This is a genomic window from Rhizobium sp. RU33A, from assembly GCF_900156055.1.
Taxonomy (GTDB): domain Bacteria; phylum Pseudomonadota; class Alphaproteobacteria; order Rhizobiales; family Rhizobiaceae; genus Allorhizobium.
Window position 1 is genome coordinate 38,537 of the sequence record NZ_FTMQ01000005.1, and the last position, 19,911, is coordinate 58,447.

Here is a 19,911-nt window from a genome sequence, read left to right on the forward strand (position 1 = left end):
CACAGATGAGCGGAACGGACGATACATTCGAACTCTTTGACCTGCGTGTCGAGGTGGTGATCCCCGAAAATGGTACCGTCTACTGCGGCGCCAAACCCGGCGACTATTTCGAGCTTCAGGGCGAGATGCTCTATCTTCCGCCGGGACAGGGGATATCGATTTACTCCCTCGCCTCCGTCCTTCCGCTTCTCGCCGCCAAGCAGCGCCCGACCCATGCGCATGACTGGATGACGACGGATGCGGACATCGCCTGTCCAGATCCCAACTGCTCCACCCGATTGCGAATTCGGCGCACAGGCCTTCGCCGTTTCAACCATGCCGCCACGACAGCCGTGCCCCTCGAAGGAAAAGAGTAACATGCAGCGTATCTCCATCGCCCCCGGTTACGAGATCTCCCGCGTCATCCGCGGCGGATGGCAGCTTGCCGGTGGCCATGGCGCCATCGATGAGGAGGCGGCCATCGAAGACATGGTGGCTTTCGCCGATGCTGGCATCACCACCTTCGACTGCGCGGACATCTACACTGGCGTGGAAGATCTGATCGGACGCTTCCGGCTGCGCTACCGGGACATGCAGGGCCAGACGGCCCTCGATCGCATTCGCGTCCATACGAAGTTCGTACCCGATCTCGGCGTCCTGCCGACGATCACGAAGGCCTATGTGGAAGGCGTTATCGACACGTCGCGCAAGCGGCTTGCCATGGAGCGCCTAGATCTCGTCCAGTTTCACTGGTGGGACTACGAGCTGCCGGCCTGGCTCGACACCCTCGGCTGGCTGAAAGAGCTCCAGCAAGATGGACGGATCGACAAGATCAGTGCCACGAATTTCGACAGCGACCATGTCACGGCAATTCTCGATGGAGGGATCCCGCTGACCTCGCTGCAACTGCAGTATTCGCTGCTCGACCGGCGTCCGGAAAAGCGCATGGTGGACTTGGCCGCCTATCATGATTTTGCGCTGTTCTGCTACGGCACGGTCGCCGGCGGCTTCCTCTCCGATCGCTGGCTCGGCAAGACCGAGCCGGAGCATCCGCTCGAGAATCGCTCGCTGACCAAGTACAAACTGATCATTGATGACCTCGGTGGCTGGGATCTTTTCCAGGCACTGCTGGCAACGCTTCGCAAGGTGGCCGACCGGCATGCAACCGACATCGCAACGATTGCCAGTGCCGCCATGCTCCGCCGTCCCGGTGTCACGGCGGTGATCGTCGGCGCGCGCAATCGCGATCACCTCGCCTCCAACCTCGCCATATCCAATGTCGTCCTCAAAGACGCCGACCTGTCGGAGATCGAGACCGCCTTGGCGGGCGCACGCGAACTGGAAGGCGACGTCTATACGCTCGAGCGGGACCGCACCGGGCGTCACGGCAGCATCATGAAATATAATCTCAACAAAGGGGAATGACATGAACAAGGGAAATCAGATGAAACGCCTCGTCCTCGCGTCCACCATGCTCGCGGGCTTTGCAATCGGTGCAGCACCTGCCTCAGCACAAGAATGCGACATTACCGTCGGCGTGGTCATGGAACTGACCGGCCCTGCCGGCGAATACGGCAAGGCCGGCGCGAAATCCGTCGAGATGGCCTTCCGTGACTTCAACGAGGCGGGCGGCGTTGACGGCTGCAAGCTGGTCATGGACACACGTGACAGCCAGAGCCAGGGCAATGTCGCCGTGGATCAGGCCACACAGCTCGTCAACATCAAGAAGGTGCCTGTCATCATCGGCGGGATCATTTCTTCCGTCTCGATCCCGATCCTGACCTCCGTCACGGCACCAGCAGGCGTCGTACAGGTTTCGCCGGCATCCTCTTCCCCCACGCTGACAGCGCTTGGTCGTGACGGCAAGACCAATGGCGTCTTCTTCCGCACCATCACCTCGGACGCGCTCCAGGGAACGGCGGCTGCGAAATATGCGCTCGATCAGGGCATGAAGAAGATCGCCATCATTCACGTCAACAACGACTTCGGCAACAATCTGATGCAGGAGTTCACCGCCGCCTATACCAAGCTCGGCGGAACGATCACCTCGACGACACCCTATAACGAAAAGCAGGCGAGCTACTCGTCGGAAGCTTCGGTTGCCATGGAAGGCGAACCGGACGCGCTTTACCTCATCTCGACACCGGTCGACGGTGCAACGATTGCCCGCGCCTGGATCTCTGGCGGCGGCGTGCAGAAATTCCTGTTCAACGACGGCATGAACTCCAAGGACTTCATCGCCAGCGTCGGCCCACAATATCTGAACGAGGCCTACGGCACATCGTCGGGAACAACGCCGACGACCTCGACCGAATACTTCAACGCCAATTACGCGGAATTCTCCGGTGGGATTGAACCGTCTGCCCCGGCGGCCGATCGATCCTACGATGCCGGTGCGATCGTAGCCCTTGCCATCGCCAAGGCCGGCAAGGCCGACAAGGACGCGATCAAGACCGCGATTTCCGAGGTAACGGCGCCTGGCGGCACGCCGATCTACGCTGGCAAGGCGGAATTTGAGAAGGCGCTCGGCCTGCTCAAGGACGGCAAGCCGATCAAATATGAAGGCGTCATCGGCCCTGTGAGCTTCGACCAGTATGGCGACATCACCGGTCCGTTCAGGCTCTGGAAGATCACCGATGGCGAGGTAACAACCGTGGGCCAGATGGAATCGTCGGAAGTGGCAGAAATCAAGGCTAGTTTGACGAAGTAACCACCAAGGCAAGCGAGATATGGACGGGCCGTCGACGCCCGCCAACGATTGGAAGCAATTCGATCAAGATCGAAGCCAAGACGGATCTCGATCACTCTCAGCCGCCAGGCATAGCCGGGCGGCTGAGACATTCAAATGCCCATCGACAGTCCTTTAATCTGGCTTCTAACCAGATCATGTTTCCTGGTATTCGTGGCCGTCTTCGCCTGATGCGTGATCCGCGCCATCTCGGCCAGCCGTGCCAAATCCCCCCTCTCCACCTGCCCCCTCGTCAGGCCCACCAGGTCCTTGTGGCGCAGATCGTCGGTCCCAAACCGCTGCCTGATCGCATCGGCGACCGCCTCCGCCTCGTGAAGTGCCCGCCGCCCCTCCGGTGTCCCGACAAGCTTCTCGAGAAACGCAGGCTTCTCCGCACGCTCGAGTCCATCCAACTGCTTCAGGATTTCTTCACTCCGCGGACTTAACCCCGGCACCTCGATCACATCCTCCTTCTCCCGCGTCCACTGTTCGGATTTTGCCGCCTCCTCATATCGCCTCGTCCAGTAGCGTGCCGCACGTACGACATGGGCGCCTAACGGGCCAGCCATTCGACGCGCCTGCCTGCGCCCGCTCTGCGATCATTGCGATTGTCAAATGCTGATCAGGCTGTTCATCCGTCAGTTCGTGAACAGCCTTGTGGACGGCAAGCTGGATTCGTTCGGATCGTCCACCTGGACGGATCAATGTTCGAGCCACAAGATCTCCCTTTTGCTGCCTCTCAACTAGCACAGAGAACCTTCTGGATGAAATACGCTCTTCGATAAGAGCTGTTCAACCACTTTGGGCGACGCTCTATTTTGGGTCGCCGTAAACGAATTTCGGCAAACTCCAACGAAAGCGGATTGCTGCTAATCGCAACGCCAACCCAGACATGGCAGCACCAAGGAAGGTGAACTGATGGGGTGGATGCCATCAAGGAGCGGCTTGGCAAAGGGTGAGCCTGTCTTGCAGTTTGGACTGCAGACGATCCCAAGCCTTCGTCTGCTCACCTCTCTACTGTAACACGGGCGTCGTCTTTTCTGCCCTGAACGCGCACACTTCGCGAACGGCCAAGTGAAGGGCCTGGTCGGTGAAAGGCTTTACAAGCAATGTCGTCGCAGGTCCCGAAACGGGGGCTTCGTTATAACCCGTGGCGATTACGAAGGGCAGGTCTGGCCGGTGGGTGCGGCTTTGCATCAAGAGTTCACCGCCTGTCATTTTCGGCATGGCATAATCGGATACTACGCAGGTTAGATCCAGTCTGGTTGCAATCAACTCCAGAGCCTCCAGCGGTGACGTGGTGGCAATCACGGTGGCGCCCAGATCTTCCAACATCGCCTCTGTGTTCATAAGGACCAAAGCGTCGTCATCGACTGCGAGAATGATGTGACCCTTAAGATCGACCGTCTCGGCACTGTCATTGACGCTTGAAGGTCGGCTGAGGTGTCCTGCTGCTTCCAGCGCTTGCGGCAGCCATAATTCGACAACGGTTCCCCTGCCGGTGTCACTTTGAAGAACCATCAAACCGCCGGTCTGCTCGGCAAAGCCGGCGACCATGGGCAGACCCAAACCTGTCCCCTTGCCGATCCCCTTGGTGGTAAAGAACGGGTCGCGCGCCTTTAACAGCGTTTCCGCGTCCATGCCCTCGCCCTGATCTATCACTTTCAAGCACACATAATGTCCGCCCTCAAGTGCGGGAGGCGGGGTTTCGTCTGACGAAGCGCAGATGGTGATATTACCCCCCTTGGGCATGGCGTCGCGGGCATTGACCACTAGGTTGAGGAGAGCCATTTCCAACTGATGCGGGTCGACCTTGACTAAAGGTGTGGCCGCAGACACCTCAAATGCCAGAGAAATCGTCGAGGGCAAAGAGCTGTTAAGAAGCGGCTGCAGGCTCTCGACGAGCGCCGCCATGCTGACGACCTGCGGATCGAGGTTCTGCCTTCGAGCAAATGCCAGAAGACGCTGGGTCAGGCTTGCTCCCCTGTGGGCAGCTTGAAGCGCATTGCTAATGAGCCTTGTGAGGGCCTCATCCTCAATCTTCCGGGAGGCCCGATCCAGACTTCCGATGATCACCGTCAGCAGGTTGTTGAAGTCATGGGCGACACCACCGGTCAATTGACCGATGGCCTCCATCTTTTGTGTTTGCCTCAAGACCTCTTCTGTCGCCTTGCGCTCGGTCATATCGACCAAACCCTCAACGATGCGCAAGCTGCCGTCAGTTTCGACGCGCTCGACGCGAGACGAGACGACGACATCCAGTATGCGACCATCGGAGGCGACAAGACGATAGGCTTTGTCTTTCAGGTTTCCCTTGGCCATCAAGTCCGGCCAGTCCGTCTGCATGCGCTGCACGGAGGATTCTTCCGTCATCAACGCCGTGAAAGACCGCTGGTAAATGTCTTCCCGCGTGAAGTTCAAGAGCGAAAGCCAGGCGTCGCTGACCTCCTGGATTGTCCCCTTCTGGTCCAGCGCATGCAAGGGCAAGGGAGCGCTGCGATAGAGCTTCCGAAAACGTTCTTCACTCTCGCGAAGCGATTGAGCTTCCTTCTGGATCAATGCGGCAAAGCGACGATCGAACATGGCCGCGACAACCGCGGCAAGAAGGATCATCAAGGTGACCACAACGATGCCAACTGCCAGGCCAGCCTGGTTGAATGCATGCGAAGTCTGCACTGCTCTGTCTTCAACCCCGTGAAGCGATGCTGCCCTCATTCCGGCAAAATGCATGCCGGATATCGCAAAGCCCATCAGGCAGGCTGCGGCCCCCTGATGCAGGATCCGGCTGCCTCGGAAGGAAAGCCATAAGGCGGCAACTGCGGCTGCAATGGCGATGAGGATCGACAGAAAGACCCAGGGCACGCTGTAGCTTAGAGCGGCTGGCATGCGCATGGCGGCCATGCCGATGTAATGCATGGCGATGATACCCATTCCCATGAACAGACCGCCCAGGCACAAGGCCAGGCCGCTCTCCTGCTGGCGACTGACCAAGGCAAAGCCACCGCCTGTCACCAGGATGGCAATCACCAGGGATAGCGCAGTCAACAACGGATCATAGCTAATTGGAATGCCGGGCATCGAATAGGCGAGCATGGCGACGAAATGCATCGACCATATTCCTCCACCCATGCACAGGGCAGCAACAGCCAGCCATGCCACGCGCGAGACCTGCGTGGAGGCCTCCCCAACACGCTGCGCGATATTGAGGGCTGTGTATGACGCAGCCACAGCAATGAAGATTGACAGGGTCACCAGAACCCCGTTGTGGTCGCCTACCATTCCCTGTCTCCCCGTGCCGATATCGGCATCCCCATTTTAAGAAGGCTCTGAAGCAATCGTAGTGGCCGTCCTTCCTGGACCGCGATACCACGCATCGTCAGCCGAAATTCAAAATACCAAGACGGTTCGCCGCGTCCCGGCCGGTGGCGACTTGCCCGATGTCGATCGTTTCCAAAGGCTCGATACCGGGACGCCTGCCCGTTACCGATGCTCCCTATGGCTTCGCATTCTTCGGCGGAAGCGACATGCCGACACACGCGTCCACCCCGAGATGAGGAGAGCTTGCACGCGTAGGGGTCAGGACATTGCTGATTGCCTGGAGCCGCCTCGTTTGGGGTAAAACCCGCCTTAGCAATCTCTCCCAGCTTACGTGGCGACGATGCGCTCATCTCAACGCTCCGCTTCTGGTGGAGGTTTCGAATGCAGAGCTGCATCCGTCAGACATTTGAACATTTCTCGTGCCCGTAGTAGTCGCGCCTCAACCTCTTCCACCGGATCACGAACGATGCGTGACACAAGCTGACTGTCGAACTTCAACCCATCGACCAGCACAAGGCACAGACGCTCTTCAAGCGGCAGGTCGAGGAAGCTGAACCCATAGGTGGGAACCACCATCGGTACATCGGGATTTTGTTTGTCGAAAATAGGCAGCCTGACAAGGTTCTCCACCAGCCAGCTCAAGGCACAAGGGAGATCTGCGGCGTCATCTTTGCACTGGTGTGCGCGGCGCAGAGCCTGCCTGACAGCTTCATCGGCAAGACGTTCATCGCCCGTCATGATCAAAGCGACCTGCCTTAGCCGCGGCTCCGCCGAAGCAACACCAGACCGCCATTCATCCATCAACAATTTCCCCTCAGCCACGCACGAACGCAGCAGCGAAAACTATGTTCCGCCTGATTGTCGATTTTTTCTCGACGGATTGTTTCTCCGGGAATGCAGACGCTTGCGACGCATAAGGGATCCTGAGGACCGGTGACAGGAACCCCGTGGATCTTGACCCTTCAGCATCCTGGCGTCACGATCTGTGACATCGCGACTTAAGGTTGCTAGATCCCGGCAGCAACCACTATTTACCACGCTGCTGCATGTCGAACGCAATGGCGGCAGTTGACCCGTCTGTCGAAACCTGTGGTCTTTGAAAGGACCAATCTCTCGCCCATGCCGACATCAAGAAGATCAAGAGGCACACGCCTGCCGTCGCCTTATCTGAAGCGCCTTTTCATGCGCGAAGACGCCGTCCTGGACGAGCAGTACCCGTTCAACCTGCCTTGGCTCGGGAAGGATTTTGTCCTCGAACTGTCGACACCGGTGACGATCCTCGTCGGCGAAAATGGTGCTGGCAAATCCACGCTGATCGAGGCCGTGGCCGCCATTTGCGGCTTTGACGAGGCCGGTGGTGGCAACGGATACCGGCCGGTCGATCACTCTCGAGCTGTCGATCGAAGCGGTGCGTCGCTGGCCTCGGTCTTGCGCGCCTCCTGGTTGCCCAAGGTCACCGCAGGATGGTTCTTTCGGGCCGAATCCTTCTTCTCCGTCGCGCGTTACCTTGATGAAGCCGCACGCGATGCCAATGCCGCACCGCCTGATTTCTTGTCCTTTAGCCATGGCGAGGGCTTCATTCGTTTCTTCGAAGAGCGCCTTTCGAGACAGGGACTGTATCTGCTCGATGAACCGGAAAGTGCGCTTTCTCCGAAACGGCAGATTGAACTCCTTCGCCTTCTCCATTCCATCCAGATTTCCGGCGGTGCCCAGATCATCATGGCAACCCACTCGCCAATCCTCATGGCTGTCCCTGGCGCCCGTCTTCTGGAGATAGGCCATCGTGGTCTGGCAGACACAGAACTGCGCCAGACCGAGCACTTCAAGCTCTACAGAGACTTTACTGAGGATCCGGCTGACTTCGTCCGCCAGGCGATGCACGACGACAGGTGAACAGACGGCAATGCACCCACCCTTCCCCGGTCATCCGGACGCCGATGTCTGGGCAGCTTCAAGGGTCATCGATATCCTTGCGAGCTTGACGGCCGTTCCATGTTGAGGAGAGTCGGCGCGCGGCGACAGTGCAAAGTAAAAGAAAATAACCGATTAAAAACAGGGGTTGGACACCGTGACTTTTTTTGGGCTTACTGCAAATCACAACGGCGGTAGGAACGTACCATGCTGCTTCACGGGGAAGACCTCATCGTCCAGAGTGCGCTACGACAACTCGATGATCACTCGAGCGGGGTCCGCAGGGTCGTGATAGATCTCGTCAGGAGCGGCTTTGAGGACCTCGAGGAACTGGTGCATCTGGCGGGGATTGCCAGGGAGAGCCTGTTGTTGCCACGCCAAAACGAGCGAGCATCTTTTTGATGGCGCATGTCCGGTAGGGGCACCCAAAGCGACGATGCCATTCACACCTTGCGCTCTTGCCGATGGAGTGACCGCCTTATCCCATTGTTTCAAGGTGGCTTCACACCGACCCGGTTTGCGGCCGAGGATTGTTTATGCACATCCTCTGGCAACCGCGCTCATCGCGAGCGCCTCGGCTCCAGTCTCCAGTCTCCAGTCTCCAGTCTCCAGTCTCCAGTCTCCAGTCTCCATGATATCCGAATAAGCGCCACTGCAATCTTCCCTGTTGCCGCAGGCTGCCAATCTTTCTTTACGATTAGCATCTTACCTTGAATCCGATCGGAGGATGAGATGGGAAACACGCGAGTATTTGGTCAAATGTCGGCCGAGGCGATACGGAACGAGGCCGCCAGGCTTCAGGCACTCGAAGAACTCGATTTGTTGGACACCCCCAAGGACCCGGGCTTTGATCGTATCGTGCGGCTCATCCAGGAAATTTTCAGCGTCGAAATCGGGATCGTGTCCTTCATCGATGCCCACCGCCAATGGTATAAGGCAAGCGCCGGCATGCCCGTGGATGAAATGCCAAGACAGGATACGTTTTGTCGATACGTGCTGGACTCGCAAAATCCGCTCGTTGTTCAAGATACCTTGCTGGATGAACGTTTTCGCGCGCATCCAGCCGTTGGCAACCCACCGCATGTTCGCTTTTATGCAGGCTTCCCATTGAAGACCGAGGACGGTCATGTTGTTGGAACCATATGCGCCATTGACACTAGGCCCGGCAGTTTTGGCAAACGCGATTTGCGCGTTCTCAAAGAACTGGCTGGCGCCGTGATGGACCGAGTGGCACTTGCAAAACTCGCTGCGACCGATGGGCTCACTGGTCTTTCCACGCGCCGTGCATTTCGCGAAGAAGCGCATCGTCTCGTCGAACAGGCCCTTCGCCACAGGCACGACGTCAGCTGTATCATGCTTGATATCGACCACTTCAAGTCGATCAATGACAAGCACGGGCACCAGGTAGGCGACGCGGTGCTGAAGGCCGTGGCATCGCTATGCAAAGATCAATTGCGTGCAGGCGACCTATTTGGACGGCTTGGAGGCGAAGAATTCGCGATCATATTGCCACATGTCGGTCGAGAGGATGCACTTGTTACGGCGGAGAAATTGCGCCAGATCTTGGCGTCGACGCCGATTGAGTACGGTGCGGGGTCTCTTGCGGTGACCGCGAGCTTCGGCGTCACAGCGACCTCCATCATTGCCAAGGACGTTGATACGCTGCTCGCTCAGGCCGATGCTGCCATGTACTGCGCGAAAGAAACCGGCCGAGACCGATGCGAGGGCTGGGGCAGGACTAAAGATGCTGCAGACAGTGGTGCCCGCCGTCGGGTCCTGAAGTCCGGGCGCATCATCATCAATGAGCGTCGTTCGACAATCGACTGCACGATCCGGGCCCTCGGCGCGGATGGGGCAAACCTCGCCGTATCGGACACATCCCTGATCCCTCCACGCTTTGTACTCAGCATCGAGGCGGACGGTTTCGAGACAGAATGCAGGATCGTCTCCCAAAACAGGCAGGCTCTGGACGTCAGCTTTAATTGACGTCGCAATCGGCGACGATCAGGCATCACCGCTCTTTCTTGTCAATCGGTTCTCAGCTCGTCGAGCTCCGGTCTTTAAATCGCAGCGCGGAAGGCAGGGTCCTCTCTGCGGCAGGACGCTTTCCTCGGATTGTCCCATCCCGATGAGGCTCGGGGTCGAGGCAATTGAGTGCAACGACACGACAGGCGATGATACCTTGTTTCCAATGCGTTCATGGCCATATCCGAAGTTGCTCTGTCTGCCGCTTTCGGTCTGGATCGCCCGTTGGTTTGACAGGCACGAGCGCAACTGTCCTTGTCGGCAGGTAAGATTCATTCACCAAAAGTAGCAGACAGCCTTGAACCCATACCGTAGGTTCGATGTTCTAGGAGAGCTGGCGGCTCGATGCCCTGGCTCTTGGTTTCTTCACAAGGGGCACGGCTAGCTGCCGGACCCGATGAAAAAGGCGCCATGCATGCTGCTCGATGTGCAAAATGTCGTGTTAAAAATGCTGGCGGAGGGGGAAGAACCTTCAAACGCCCTGGATGCCCTCTGTCGCTGGCTGGAGAAGCGGCTGCCCTCGACCATCGCAACCATACTTCTGGTCGACGATACAGGCAGATTGCAGCCTTGCGCGGCGCCGAGCCTTGCCCCCTCGTTCACCAGCGCCATACAAGGACAACCGATCGGCCCGTTTCAAGGTTCATGCGGCGCAGCGGCCCACTCTCGGCAGACGATCACCGATATCGACTTGGAGCGCTCGAAAAGATGGCGGGATTTTGCGCATCTGATCCTGCCCTTTGGTCTGGTCGCCTGTTTCTCAAGCCCGGTCTTGTCTAGAGCAGACAAGGTGATCGGCACGATTGCGCTTTATTTTACAGAGCCTCGCGGACCGACACCTCTGGAACAAAGCATCGTCGAAGGCTGCCTGTCGCTTTGCATGATCGTCCTCGAACACAAGGAGCGTGTGGCAGAGATGCAGCGGCTCGCCTACACGGATAGTGTGACGGGCCTGCCCAACCGAGCAGCGTTTAGCCGAAAGATCGAAATGAGACCGATCGGGCCGCGTTCGATCCTGCTGGTCGACATCGACAACCTCAGCCAAGTGAATGATACCTTTGGGCATCACGTCGGCGATGCCCTGATCGCTAGCACCGCGAAACGTCTTCTGTCGACAGGCGAACAGATGCAGGCCTTCAGGATCGGCGGTGACGAGTTTGCCCTGGTTGTTGATGGGGCAGCACCGGACGTCCTTTATGAACTTGCCGAGGAGATCCGCCATGCCTGTGCCAAGCCCACGGTCTGTGCTGGCGTCAACATCCGGCCTAGCGTCACTCAGGGCCTCGCCTTCAACACCGGCATTACGCAGTCCGCCATGGATTTGTGGAGCCAAGCCGATCAGGCTCTCTATCACGCAAAATCGGCGGGACGAGGCGCATGGACGGTTTTTGATGCGAATGTAGCGACCGCAATCAGCAAACGCGCGCAGGCAGTCCAGCTCCTGTCTGATGCATTGGCAGAGCGCCGGGTCGAAGCCTGGTACCAACCGATCTGCAGGCTGGACACTCAGGAATTGGTCGGGGTCGAGGCACTTGCACGGATAAGGGCCGCAGACGGAAGTGTTGTGGCTGCAGCCCAATTCCATGAGGCGACAAAGGATGCGCAAGTCGCAGCTGAACTCACACGACAGATGATCGCATGTATCGCAAGAGACGTCAGCGCCTGGATTTCGGCATCTGTCCCGTTCCAGCATGTCGGGATCAATGTTTCGGCAAGCGATCTGGCCGATGATGACTTTGTGCATTACCTTACGGAGGTCTTCGCATCGACCGGCATCCCCCTGAAGCACATCATCCTTGAGATTACCGAATCGGTCTATCTCGGCGACAGCAATGGAAGGATCGCGCCGCAGATCGCCATGCTGCGCGAAGCGGGCTTCAAGATCGCGCTCGATGATTTTGGCACAGGCTATGCGTCCCTGACCCATCTCGTGTCAGTGTCGGTCGACATCATCAAGATCGACAAGAGCTTCATCGACCTCATTGGGACTGACGAGGCAAGTACCGCGATTGTCGAAGGGCTTCTCCATATTGCGAGGCGCATGGGCATCAGGGTTGTCGCCGAAGGCATCGAGCATGCCCACCAGGAACGGCTCCTGGTAGAGCGCGGCTGTCAGCTTGGACAGGGCTATCTTTACGCGAAGGCCCTTCCCGCCAGCGAGGCAGCTTTCCTGCTGAAGGACAAGGGACAGAAGACGGGCCCGTCATAAAATGGGCCGTGTAAGCCAGATCTCGCAGGTCAGGTGCAGGGGTCATGGATCACTTTCTCCGGCGGCGTGCTTGCTGCCAGGTTGCTGGATCGCGAGCAGTCTGCTCATCGCCGACGCGAGAATTAACAGATCATCAACCATGAATATTAGGAGTTAGATTTCAGCCTGAACCTCTCCGCCCCTGCTGCTAGTTAACCCCATGAGACAACAGCATGCGAGTGAGGGTTGAGTATGAGGTCGGTCAAGATCGTTGCAGGGCTGGTCATCTTGTTCCTTGCCCTGTTTATCATCGTGCGAGAGCAGACCGCAGGTGTCAGCGCTGACGCATTCATCAATGCCCGCCTGACGACAACGCGGGCACCGATCTCAGGGACGTTCGACGCGATATCGCGCCCTCTGGGGGCAAGGGTCAGTATCGGCGATAATCTGGGCACGATTGCCGATCCGCTCGTCGACAATGTGAGACTTTCCGACCTCCAGCAGCAGCGGATGGTGACCAAGGCCGAGCTGGATCGGCTAACAAAGACTGCCGAGGGTCTTACCGCATCGATCGAAGAACTCGGCACGCGAGCGCAAAACTACAGACGCGAACGTATCCAGCAGTTGCAGGCACAAATCGACGGTGCAGAGGCTTCTGCAAACGCGGCCGAAGCGCGACTGCGATATGCGCGTCTCAGCCTTGAACGATCCAATCGGCTGAGCGATCAGGGCGTCCGAACCGGCGAGGCGCTCGAGCAATCCCGCTCTCTCGCAGAAGTCGCTGAGCTGGATCTGGTGAATGCGCAGGAGACGGTCCGTGTTGCACGGATCAATCTGGCGGCGGCTGAACGCGGCATCTTTCTCGGAGATGGTTACAATGATGCACCTTATTCCGAACAGCGCGTCTCCGAACTGGAGGTAGCAAGGGACCAGCTGCAGGCCAGTGCAGCGGCTCAGGCCACCGTCCTTGCGGCCCTGGACATGCGGATCCGGGCAGAGCAGGTGCGGGTCAACCGGCTGAATTCCGCTTCTCTACAAGCCAATGTCTCCGGACTGATCTGGGACTATCTCGCCATTTCCGGCGAAACCGTGCAACGTGGTCAGGATCTCCTCAGCCTTGTCGATTGCCAGTCGACGATCGTTACTCTGTCGGTAACCGAGCGTGTCTACAACCAGATTACGCTGGGCAGCACGGCTCAATTCCGGATGAACGGCAGCAATCGGCTGTTGCCTGGCCTGGTCACCCGGGTGGCCGGTTCAGGCGCATCCACTGTCTATGAGAACCTCGCGATCGCACCAAGCGCACGGCATCTGGAACGCTTCGACGTCACCCTCGATGTTCCAGCGCTGCGTCAGGAACCCGAGCTGCGCTGCCTGATCGGTCGCACCGGACGGGTCTTCTTCGAAGAGAGGCCCTTGGACTGGCTGCGGCGGATGTGGAACTAAGCATGATAAGCTTTTTCTATGGCAGCGAATTGTGGTCAGCGGCCATGCTGTGCCTCATCGTCTTCGGCCTGGCCTTGATTAGCTCGGCCTTGCTGGATCGCACGAGCACCACCCATCGTAGCCTACTGTTTTTGGTCAGCGGTTGCCTGACACTCCGCTACCTGTTCTGGCGCGCAACAGAAACTTTGCCACCGGCGGCCTGGTCTTTGGAATGCCTGTTCAGCTGGGCCTTCTTCGGCCTTGAAGCTGCAGCCGGTCTCTCGTCACTCAGTGCCTTTCTCATATTGAGCCGGACCCGGTCGCGCAGTCTCGAGGTTGATCAGCACCGTGACTGGTGGGGAGAGGCCTCCCCCAAGGTCGCCATCTTGATTGCCACCTACAACGAAGACCGTACCGTTCTTGAGCGAACCATCATCGGCGCCAAGTCAAGCAGCCACCCCGATTGCGACGTCATGGTGCTCGACGATGGGAGGCGGCCGTGGCTGGAGCAGTTCTGCCTGCTTCAGAACGTTCGCTACGTACAGCGGCCGGACAACAAGGGCTCAAAGGCCGGCAATATCAACCACGCTCTTTCACTGCTCGCGGCCGAGGAAGTTCACCCCGACTTCGTTGCCGTCCTTGATGCCGATTTCGTTCCTCATACGGATTTCGTGCCACGGGCGCTTGCTCTCTTTCACAAACCGGAAATCGGCCTGGTCCAGACACCTCAGCATTTTTTCAACCCCGATCCGATCCAGCACAATCTTGGCCTCAGCCGCTCCTATCCGGACGAACAGCGCTTCTTCTTTGATCATCTCCAGCCAAGCCGCGATGCCTGGGGCATTGCCTTTTGCTGCGGCACATCGTCCGTTGTCCGGTGGGAGGCGTTGCAGAAGGTCGGCGGTTTTCCGACGGAAAGCATCACAGAAGACTTCATGCTGACGCTTGTTCTCCAGGAGGCCGGCTACAGAACTGTCTACCTTAACGAAGCCTTGACCGAAGGCCTCGCCCCAGAGGGACTGAAGGAATATGTGACGCAGCGCGCAAGATGGTGCCTGGGTCTCATGCAGATTGCCCGTAGCCGCCTTGGACCCTTTGGTCAAAACGGCCTGCGACTGCGTGATCGATGGAGCGTGGCCGATTCCGTGATCTTCTGGCTCAGCACGTTTTCGTTTCGTCTGGCAGCCGTCACATTTCCGCTGCTCTACTGGTTCTTCAACATCACCGTCGTCGACGCGAACGTTCCGGATATCATTACCTACTTCACGCCCTACTACATGTGGGTACTGTTCTCGCTCAACTTCGTTTCCGGAGGCCTCATCGTCCCCGTCGTCAATGATGTGAGCCAGTTGCTCGGCGCGATCCCGATCACCAGGGCTGCGATTGTCGGCCTGATCAAGCCGAAAGGCCATCCCTTCAGTGTCACGGCCAAGGGCGGCGATCGCACGAAGGTCGTGATCCAGTGGCGGCTGATGATGCCCTTCCTCGTCTTGTTTTTGGCGACGGTCCTTGGACTGATCATCGGGATTTTTAACGACAGCTTCGCCTTCAATGATGCAGGTGAAGGCAAGGCCGTGATCCTATTTTGGACCATCTACAATCTGTTCATTCTCATGGTCACACTCGCCGTATGTGTCGAGCTTCCGCGTGTCGAACAGCATCTGGCTGACCATCCGGAGCGCTGCATTATTTTATATGAGGGGCGCCTCAAGCGCGTGTGGCTGACCGATCTGACCCAGGGCACGGCTCGCATTCGCGGCCTTTCGCTTAAACCCGGCGCACCGCTTGAGATCAAGTTTCGAGATCTCGGAGATATGCCCGCGCATGTGCTAGAAGCCAGGGGCGACGGGTCGCTGCTATCGCTTGAGCTTTCGGATCTACAGTATGAATTGCTGCTGAAGCGGCTCTATGTCGAAGGTGTCGTTCCGAGCATCACCTCAACCAAGCTTAGCGCAATCGTCAATGCCGTGTTCAAGCGCGCCAGCCGCCTATGAGCCAGGATCCCGATCATGCCTTTGGCTGTGAGCCTGCAGCCTCGCCAATGCGGTGCTGAGCATGCTCATTTCCCGGGTACGGTTGCTTTCCATCGGATAGGTATCCTTGCCATTTGCAATCTCCATCGCATTGGCGGCCAAGCGCGCGAAGGGTCTGACGAAGGCAACGACGTAGAGCGCTGTGAGCAATAACAGGATGGTCGCCATGCCCAGGAGCCGCACGATGAGATAGTCCGACATCTCCCGTGCTGGCACCGTCGCCGCGCGACCATCGATACGCGCGACGATGTTCCATCCGAATTTCGGCAAATCGTTATAGGTGAGCTCTGGAACCGTCAGGGTGAAATACAACCCTCCGTCGGGCCAGCGTTCAAGACTGGTGCCAAGCACACCGGAACGTGCGCGCTGCAGGCTGCCCAGCCCGGAAAGATCCGGAAGATCCGAGACAGACGACGCAGAGATCTCGCCATTTGCACCGACGATGACGATATCGACGTTCAACGCATGTGCAAGCTCGTCGACCAGCCGTTTGATCCAGGACACGTCGAGATGCAGACCGACAACGCCCCGAACAGCCCCCTCCTGATCCAGGAAGGGCACCGCGAAGTCGATGAAGCGCATGGGCTCGTCCTGAGGCCGCAGTAGCGCCGCGAGGAGCACAGCTTCATGGACATCACCCGCATATTTTCCTTTCAATCCCTGAAGAAACCAGGGCCTCTCGCCGACATTGCGACCAACGAGGAGACCATTGGTGGCTGCAATCACCGTACCATCCGGCTCGGCCAGGCCCGCCCAGGAGACGATACTGCCATCACCGGAAACTCCGTTCAGCCGGTCTTGAAGATCCGTCAAAGGGAGCCCGCTTGCCTGCTCGCTTATCGCGCTCAACGCGTTCCATTCCCTATAGAGTGCCTGCGCAATCGCCGTCTGGATTCCGCGGGTCCGCGTTTCGAGCGCCCTTTGAAGGCTCGCTTCTTCAAAGGATCTGGCGCGCTCACTGATGAGCACATAGGCAGTGCCGAGACCGACCATCGCACTGATCAGGACGAACCCAATGGTAATCGTCGCCAGACTGGGCAGGCGCTTATGCGCATGGTACTCGCTCATCTTCGGTTCTCCTCTACCATGCACGTGCATATAGAGACGGAGCGTCCTCTTCGACTGCGGGTTTTTCCCCGCAAGATGATGTGCTTGATTTTGGGGTCGCCCGCTGGGGAGTGACATGAGCGGCCGGCTTGTAATGCGGATTCTCGTTTCGCCCCACCCTATCGGCCTTGGGCGGAGGGATCACAACGTTGGTGGCAGCGACAGCCACAAAGGTCTCGGCTTCATCGGCAAGCGCAAGTTCGAAAAGAACCTTGCGGAAATGCATGGTAGGTAGACCGAGACAGAAGTGTTACCCTCAGAAAATATTAAGCTACATTTGCAATTGTTCCGATCATAGCGACTCTTGGGCTATGCGTGCCGCCACAGACTCGGATGCGCGGGGGAAAGGGATTGCAATGAACACTCGGAACGGTCCACTTTCCTTCCGAGGGCTGGGATACTACATCCCCGCCATCGTCGCCACGCTCGCCGTGCTGATCGCCGTTTTCCTCGCCGACAGGCAGAAGCGCCAGCTTGAAGAAGAATATCTGCGCTCTGCCACGACAGAACAACTTGGCCAACTGCGGTCTCGCCTACAAAGCCGCATTCAAGGCAATATCAAATTGGTTCAGGGGCTGGTCGCAACCGTCGAGACCGAGCCGGGCATGACCCCCGAACGTTATGCCAGTCTTGCGAGCCGCGTTTTGGACGACGACCACCAGCTACGCAGCCTCGCAATCGCACCTGATTTCAAAGTTGCGCTCGTTTATCCTCTCCAGGGCAATGAGAAGAGCTTAGGGCTCGACTACCGCAAAAACGAACGCCAGCGCGACGCGGCTATGCAGGTCAAAGAGCAAGGCAGAATTGTTGTCACCGGCCCGGTGGAACTGGTCCAGGGTGGGCGCGCAGTGATCGCGCGATATCCCATCTATACCGGGCCGGACAACACGTTTTTTGGCATCGCTTCCGCGGTCATCGATCTCGACAAACTTCTAGAAAACAGCGGCTTTAAATCAGATCTCGGTATCGCAGTCTCGATGTCCAGCCGCGCGCATGATGGTGGAGGCGCCAAAACGTTCTTCAACACGGATACCGCGGTGGACTTTGAGCCGGTGGTGATGTCCATGAAGATCGGTCACGACGTGTGGACCATGTCCGCGTCACCTCTGGAAGGGTGGCAGCAGCCACCAAACGACCTCGGCCTATTCAGAGGCGGACTGGCGCTTTTGTCCATGGTCATCGTCATTCCGATGTTTTGGGTCGGCTATCTGATGAATGACCGGCATCGGCGTATCATCGCACTTCAAGACCGAGAAGACAGGCTCGAAGCTGCCTCTCATCGCCTGCAGCTGGCCATGGATGCATCGCAGGTGGGCGTGTGGGAATACGATTGCAAGACAATGGAGCTGTCTTGGGACGCACGTATGCGAGAACTCTACGATATTGAGCCGGCGCAGGCCATCTGTCGATATGAAGATTGGCGCGACACACTTCACCCCGAAGACCTGGAAAGTGCGGAACAGGTTTTTGCGAACTCCATCGAAGCGGGACAGCCCTACACTACAGCCTTTCGGATAGTCGCACGAGATGGCACCATTCGCCACATCCGCGCACATGGCATGACCTACCATGCTTCTTCTGGCGCTAAACGCGTCGCTGGTGCGAACTGGGATGTTACGGAAGATGTGCGACTCCAAAACGAGCTTCTGAAAGCTAAGCTCACAGCGGAGGCCCAAAACGCCGCCCTTGAAGATGCCCGTCTCGTTCTGGAGCATCGCTCTATGCACGACGCCCTGACCTGTCTTCCCAATCGACGCTATCTCGATCAACAGCTCGCGCTGGCCAACTCAAGCGATGATCCTCAGCCATTGACCTTGCTGCATATCGACCTTGACCGCTTTAAGGACATCAACGACACCCTGGGTCACGCGGCGGGTGATGAGGTGCTCAAACAGGCTGCGGCTGTACTGCGCGCCCATGTGCCGACCGAAGATTTCATCGCCCGGATTGGCGGTGATGAATTCGTCCTGCTGTCGCGTCGCGATCCGGCGGAAGCCAACTTTCCTGTGCTCTCGGCTCGGCTGATCGAAGCGATTAGCGAGCCAACGACCGTTCAGGACCATGATTGCCGTATTGGCGCAAGCATTGGGATTGCAACGCGCATCGACCACTCCGAAACCCCAGAACAATTGCTCGTCAATGCGGATATCGCGCTTTATGAGGCCAAGCGCCGCGGCCGAAACCGCGCCCACGTATTCAACGGCGCCCTGCGCCAACGTACGGTGGAAGTCAAACGGCTTGGCGACGACATCCAGCGCGGTCTCGAAAACGGCGAATTCAGGCCTTTTTTTCAACCGCAATTCGATGCCGAGACGCTCGAAATCGTCGGCGTTGAAGCCCTTGCCCGATGGGAACATCCAACGCGTGGCTTTATTGCCCCTGATGTGTTTCTGCCTGTCGCAGAACGTCTCAGTGTTGTTGCCAGGATCGATCACACGATACTGGAGCAGGCTCTGTTTCAAGCCATGCGTTGGGAAAGCCAAGGGCTCGGCATTCCCCGTGTTTCGGTGAACGTTTCCTGTCAACGCCTGCGGGACGAAAGCCTTATCGAGAAACTGAAGGCCATGAATATTCGGCCCGGCGCACTGACTTTCGAGTTGCTGGAATCCATCTCTTTTGATGCGGTAGACGTAGGGCTGATGCATGCGATCGAGGCGATCAAGGCACTTGGCATCGACATTGAGATCGATGACTTCGGCACAGGACACGCCTCAATAATCAGTCTCCTCGAACTTTCTCCCAAACGACTGAAAATCGACCGGCGCTTGGTGCTTCCGCTGTTGGAGTCAGCGGCACAACAGAGCCTCGTTCGTTCCCTCATCGATATCGGCAAGGTCCGCGATATCGAAACGGTCGCCGAGGGGGTCGAAACAGCGGCGCATGCGGAACTGCTGCGGCAGTTGGGATGCCATGTGCTGCAGGGATATGCCTTCGCCAAACCGATGGCTGCTGACGACTTCATTGCCTTCGTCAAATCTCGCGAATGGTTTCCAGGGGGGCAGCGTCTTTATCAATAGGCTCGCACCCAAGAACCGTTATTGGAGCGAACGCTCTATGTGCAGCCGATCCGCGCTCTGCTCCTGTCATCCCCGTTGTGAAAGGAATCAAAACTTGCACCCGTCTCTTTGAGCAGGCAATTCAAAGGCTCACACAACAAGCGTGCAGGTACTGCGTTTGCCGAAAAGATCACTCGTTCG

Annotated in this window: 13 protein-coding genes; 9 read left to right on the forward strand and 4 right to left on the reverse strand. The window is 57.9% G+C overall.

The features are described from left to right. Window positions 1-5 precede the first annotated feature (5 nt). From BW978_RS17650 to BW978_RS17660, 3 genes are read left to right on the forward strand one after another with little or no spacing between them, the layout of a single operon-like run. Complete coding sequence (locus tag BW978_RS17650) at window positions 6-356, forward strand: TIGR04076 family protein (RefSeq protein WP_076397156.1); 351 nt, start codon at window positions 6-8, stop codon at window positions 354-356. A 1-nt stretch (window position 357) separates the two neighbouring features. After that, complete coding sequence (locus BW978_RS17655) at window positions 358-1,404, forward strand: aldo/keto reductase (protein ID WP_076397157.1); 1,047 nt, start codon at window positions 358-360, stop codon at window positions 1,402-1,404. Window positions 1,405-1,450: 46 nt separating this feature from the next. Then, complete coding sequence (locus BW978_RS17660) at window positions 1,451-2,689, forward strand: ABC transporter substrate-binding protein (RefSeq protein ID WP_244552006.1); 1,239 nt, start codon at window positions 1,451-1,453, stop codon at window positions 2,687-2,689. A 131-nt stretch (window positions 2,690-2,820) separates the two neighbouring features. Here the strand turns inward: BW978_RS17660 and BW978_RS17665 are convergent, their stop codons facing one another. The 3 genes from BW978_RS17665 to BW978_RS17675 all read right to left on the reverse strand — a co-directional run bounded on the left by BW978_RS17665 (window position 2,821) and on the right by BW978_RS17675 (window position 6,826). Continuing rightward, window positions 2,821-3,276, reverse strand: a complete 456-nt coding sequence (locus BW978_RS17665; RefSeq protein WP_076397158.1) for a hypothetical protein — start codon at window positions 3,274-3,276, stop codon at window positions 2,821-2,823. A 445-nt stretch (window positions 3,277-3,721) separates the two neighbouring features. Beyond that, a complete protein-coding gene (locus BW978_RS17670) occupies window positions 3,722-5,437 on the reverse strand; it encodes an ATP-binding protein (RefSeq protein ID WP_244551995.1) in 1,716 nt (571 codons plus the stop codon). 939 nt (window positions 5,438-6,376) lie between these two features. Further along, window positions 6,377-6,826, reverse strand: a complete 450-nt coding sequence (locus tag BW978_RS17675) for a hypothetical protein (RefSeq protein ID WP_076397160.1) — start codon at window positions 6,824-6,826, stop codon at window positions 6,377-6,379. 318 nt (window positions 6,827-7,144) lie between these two features. Between BW978_RS17675 and BW978_RS17680 the strand changes: the two genes are divergently transcribed. The 5 genes from BW978_RS17680 (at window position 7,145) to BW978_RS17705 (ending at window position 15,568) form a co-directional block, all read left to right on the forward strand. Then, window positions 7,145-7,918 carry an AAA family ATPase gene (locus tag BW978_RS17680; RefSeq protein WP_076397161.1) on the forward strand — a complete coding sequence of 258 codons (774 nt, stop codon included), beginning with the start codon at window positions 7,145-7,147 and terminating at the stop codon, window positions 7,916-7,918. 750 nt (window positions 7,919-8,668) lie between these two features. Beyond that, window positions 8,669-9,922 carry a sensor domain-containing diguanylate cyclase gene (locus tag BW978_RS17690; protein ID WP_076397163.1) on the forward strand — a complete coding sequence of 418 codons (1,254 nt, stop codon included), beginning with the start codon at window positions 8,669-8,671 and terminating at the stop codon, window positions 9,920-9,922. Window positions 9,923-10,376: 454 nt separating this feature from the next. Further along, the gene (locus BW978_RS17695) at window positions 10,377-12,170 is read left to right on the forward strand and encodes a bifunctional diguanylate cyclase/phosphodiesterase (protein ID WP_076397164.1); all 1,794 of its coding nucleotides are present in this window, start codon (window positions 10,377-10,379) and stop codon (window positions 12,168-12,170) included. Between the two features lie 231 nt (window positions 12,171-12,401). Further along, a complete protein-coding gene (locus tag BW978_RS17700; RefSeq protein WP_076397165.1) occupies window positions 12,402-13,595 on the forward strand; it encodes an HlyD family secretion protein in 1,194 nt (397 codons plus the stop codon). A gap of 2 nt (window positions 13,596-13,597) precedes the next feature. Continuing rightward, entirely contained in the window at window positions 13,598-15,568 is a 1,971-nt protein-coding gene (locus BW978_RS17705) for a glycosyltransferase (protein WP_076397166.1), read from the forward strand. Here BW978_RS17705 and BW978_RS17710 read toward each other — a convergent pair. Then, on the reverse strand, window positions 15,563-16,675 hold the full coding sequence (locus tag BW978_RS17710) for a cache domain-containing protein (protein WP_076397167.1): 1,113 nt from the start codon (window positions 16,673-16,675) through the stop codon (window positions 15,563-15,565). The two genes, BW978_RS17705 and BW978_RS17710, sit on opposite strands and share 6 nt — an antisense overlap. Before the next feature lie 395 nt (window positions 16,676-17,070). Here BW978_RS17710 and BW978_RS17715 point away from each other — a divergent pair, with 395 nt between their 5' ends. Beyond that, a complete protein-coding gene (locus BW978_RS17715) occupies window positions 17,071-19,731 on the forward strand; it encodes a bifunctional diguanylate cyclase/phosphodiesterase (protein ID WP_076397168.1) in 2,661 nt (886 codons plus the stop codon). The last annotated feature ends 180 nt before the right edge of the window (window positions 19,732-19,911 follow it).

What these genes read in the sequence shown, in the direction of transcription:
- BW978_RS17650 (WP_076397156.1), top strand. Translation starts at nt 6, where the DNA reads ATGAGCGGAACGGACGATACATTCGAACTCTTTGACCTGCGTGTCGAG.
- BW978_RS17655 (WP_076397157.1), top strand. Translation starts at nt 358, where the DNA reads ATGCAGCGTATCTCCATCGCCCCCGGTTACGAGATCTCCCGCGTCATC.
- BW978_RS17660 (WP_244552006.1), top strand. Translation starts at nt 1,451, where the DNA reads ATGCTCGCGGGCTTTGCAATCGGTGCAGCACCTGCCTCAGCACAAGAA.
- BW978_RS17665 (WP_076397158.1), bottom strand. Translation starts at nt 3,276, where the DNA reads ATGGCTGGCCCGTTAGGCGCCCATGTCGTACGTGCGGCACGCTACTGG.
- BW978_RS17670 (WP_244551995.1), bottom strand. Translation starts at nt 5,437, where the DNA reads ATGCATTTTGCCGGAATGAGGGCAGCATCGCTTCACGGGGTTGAAGAC.
- BW978_RS17675 (WP_076397160.1), bottom strand. Translation starts at nt 6,826, where the DNA reads ATGGATGAATGGCGGTCTGGTGTTGCTTCGGCGGAGCCGCGGCTAAGG.
- BW978_RS17680 (WP_076397161.1), top strand. Translation starts at nt 7,145, where the DNA reads ATGCCGACATCAAGAAGATCAAGAGGCACACGCCTGCCGTCGCCTTAT.
- BW978_RS17690 (WP_076397163.1), top strand. Translation starts at nt 8,669, where the DNA reads ATGGGAAACACGCGAGTATTTGGTCAAATGTCGGCCGAGGCGATACGG.
- BW978_RS17695 (WP_076397164.1), top strand. Translation starts at nt 10,377, where the DNA reads ATGCTGCTCGATGTGCAAAATGTCGTGTTAAAAATGCTGGCGGAGGGG.
- BW978_RS17700 (WP_076397165.1), top strand. Translation starts at nt 12,402, where the DNA reads ATGAGGTCGGTCAAGATCGTTGCAGGGCTGGTCATCTTGTTCCTTGCC.
- BW978_RS17705 (WP_076397166.1), top strand. Translation starts at nt 13,598, where the DNA reads ATGATAAGCTTTTTCTATGGCAGCGAATTGTGGTCAGCGGCCATGCTG.
- BW978_RS17710 (WP_076397167.1), bottom strand. Translation starts at nt 16,675, where the DNA reads ATGAGCGAGTACCATGCGCATAAGCGCCTGCCCAGTCTGGCGACGATT.
- BW978_RS17715 (WP_076397168.1), top strand. Translation starts at nt 17,071, where the DNA reads ATGAACACTCGGAACGGTCCACTTTCCTTCCGAGGGCTGGGATACTAC.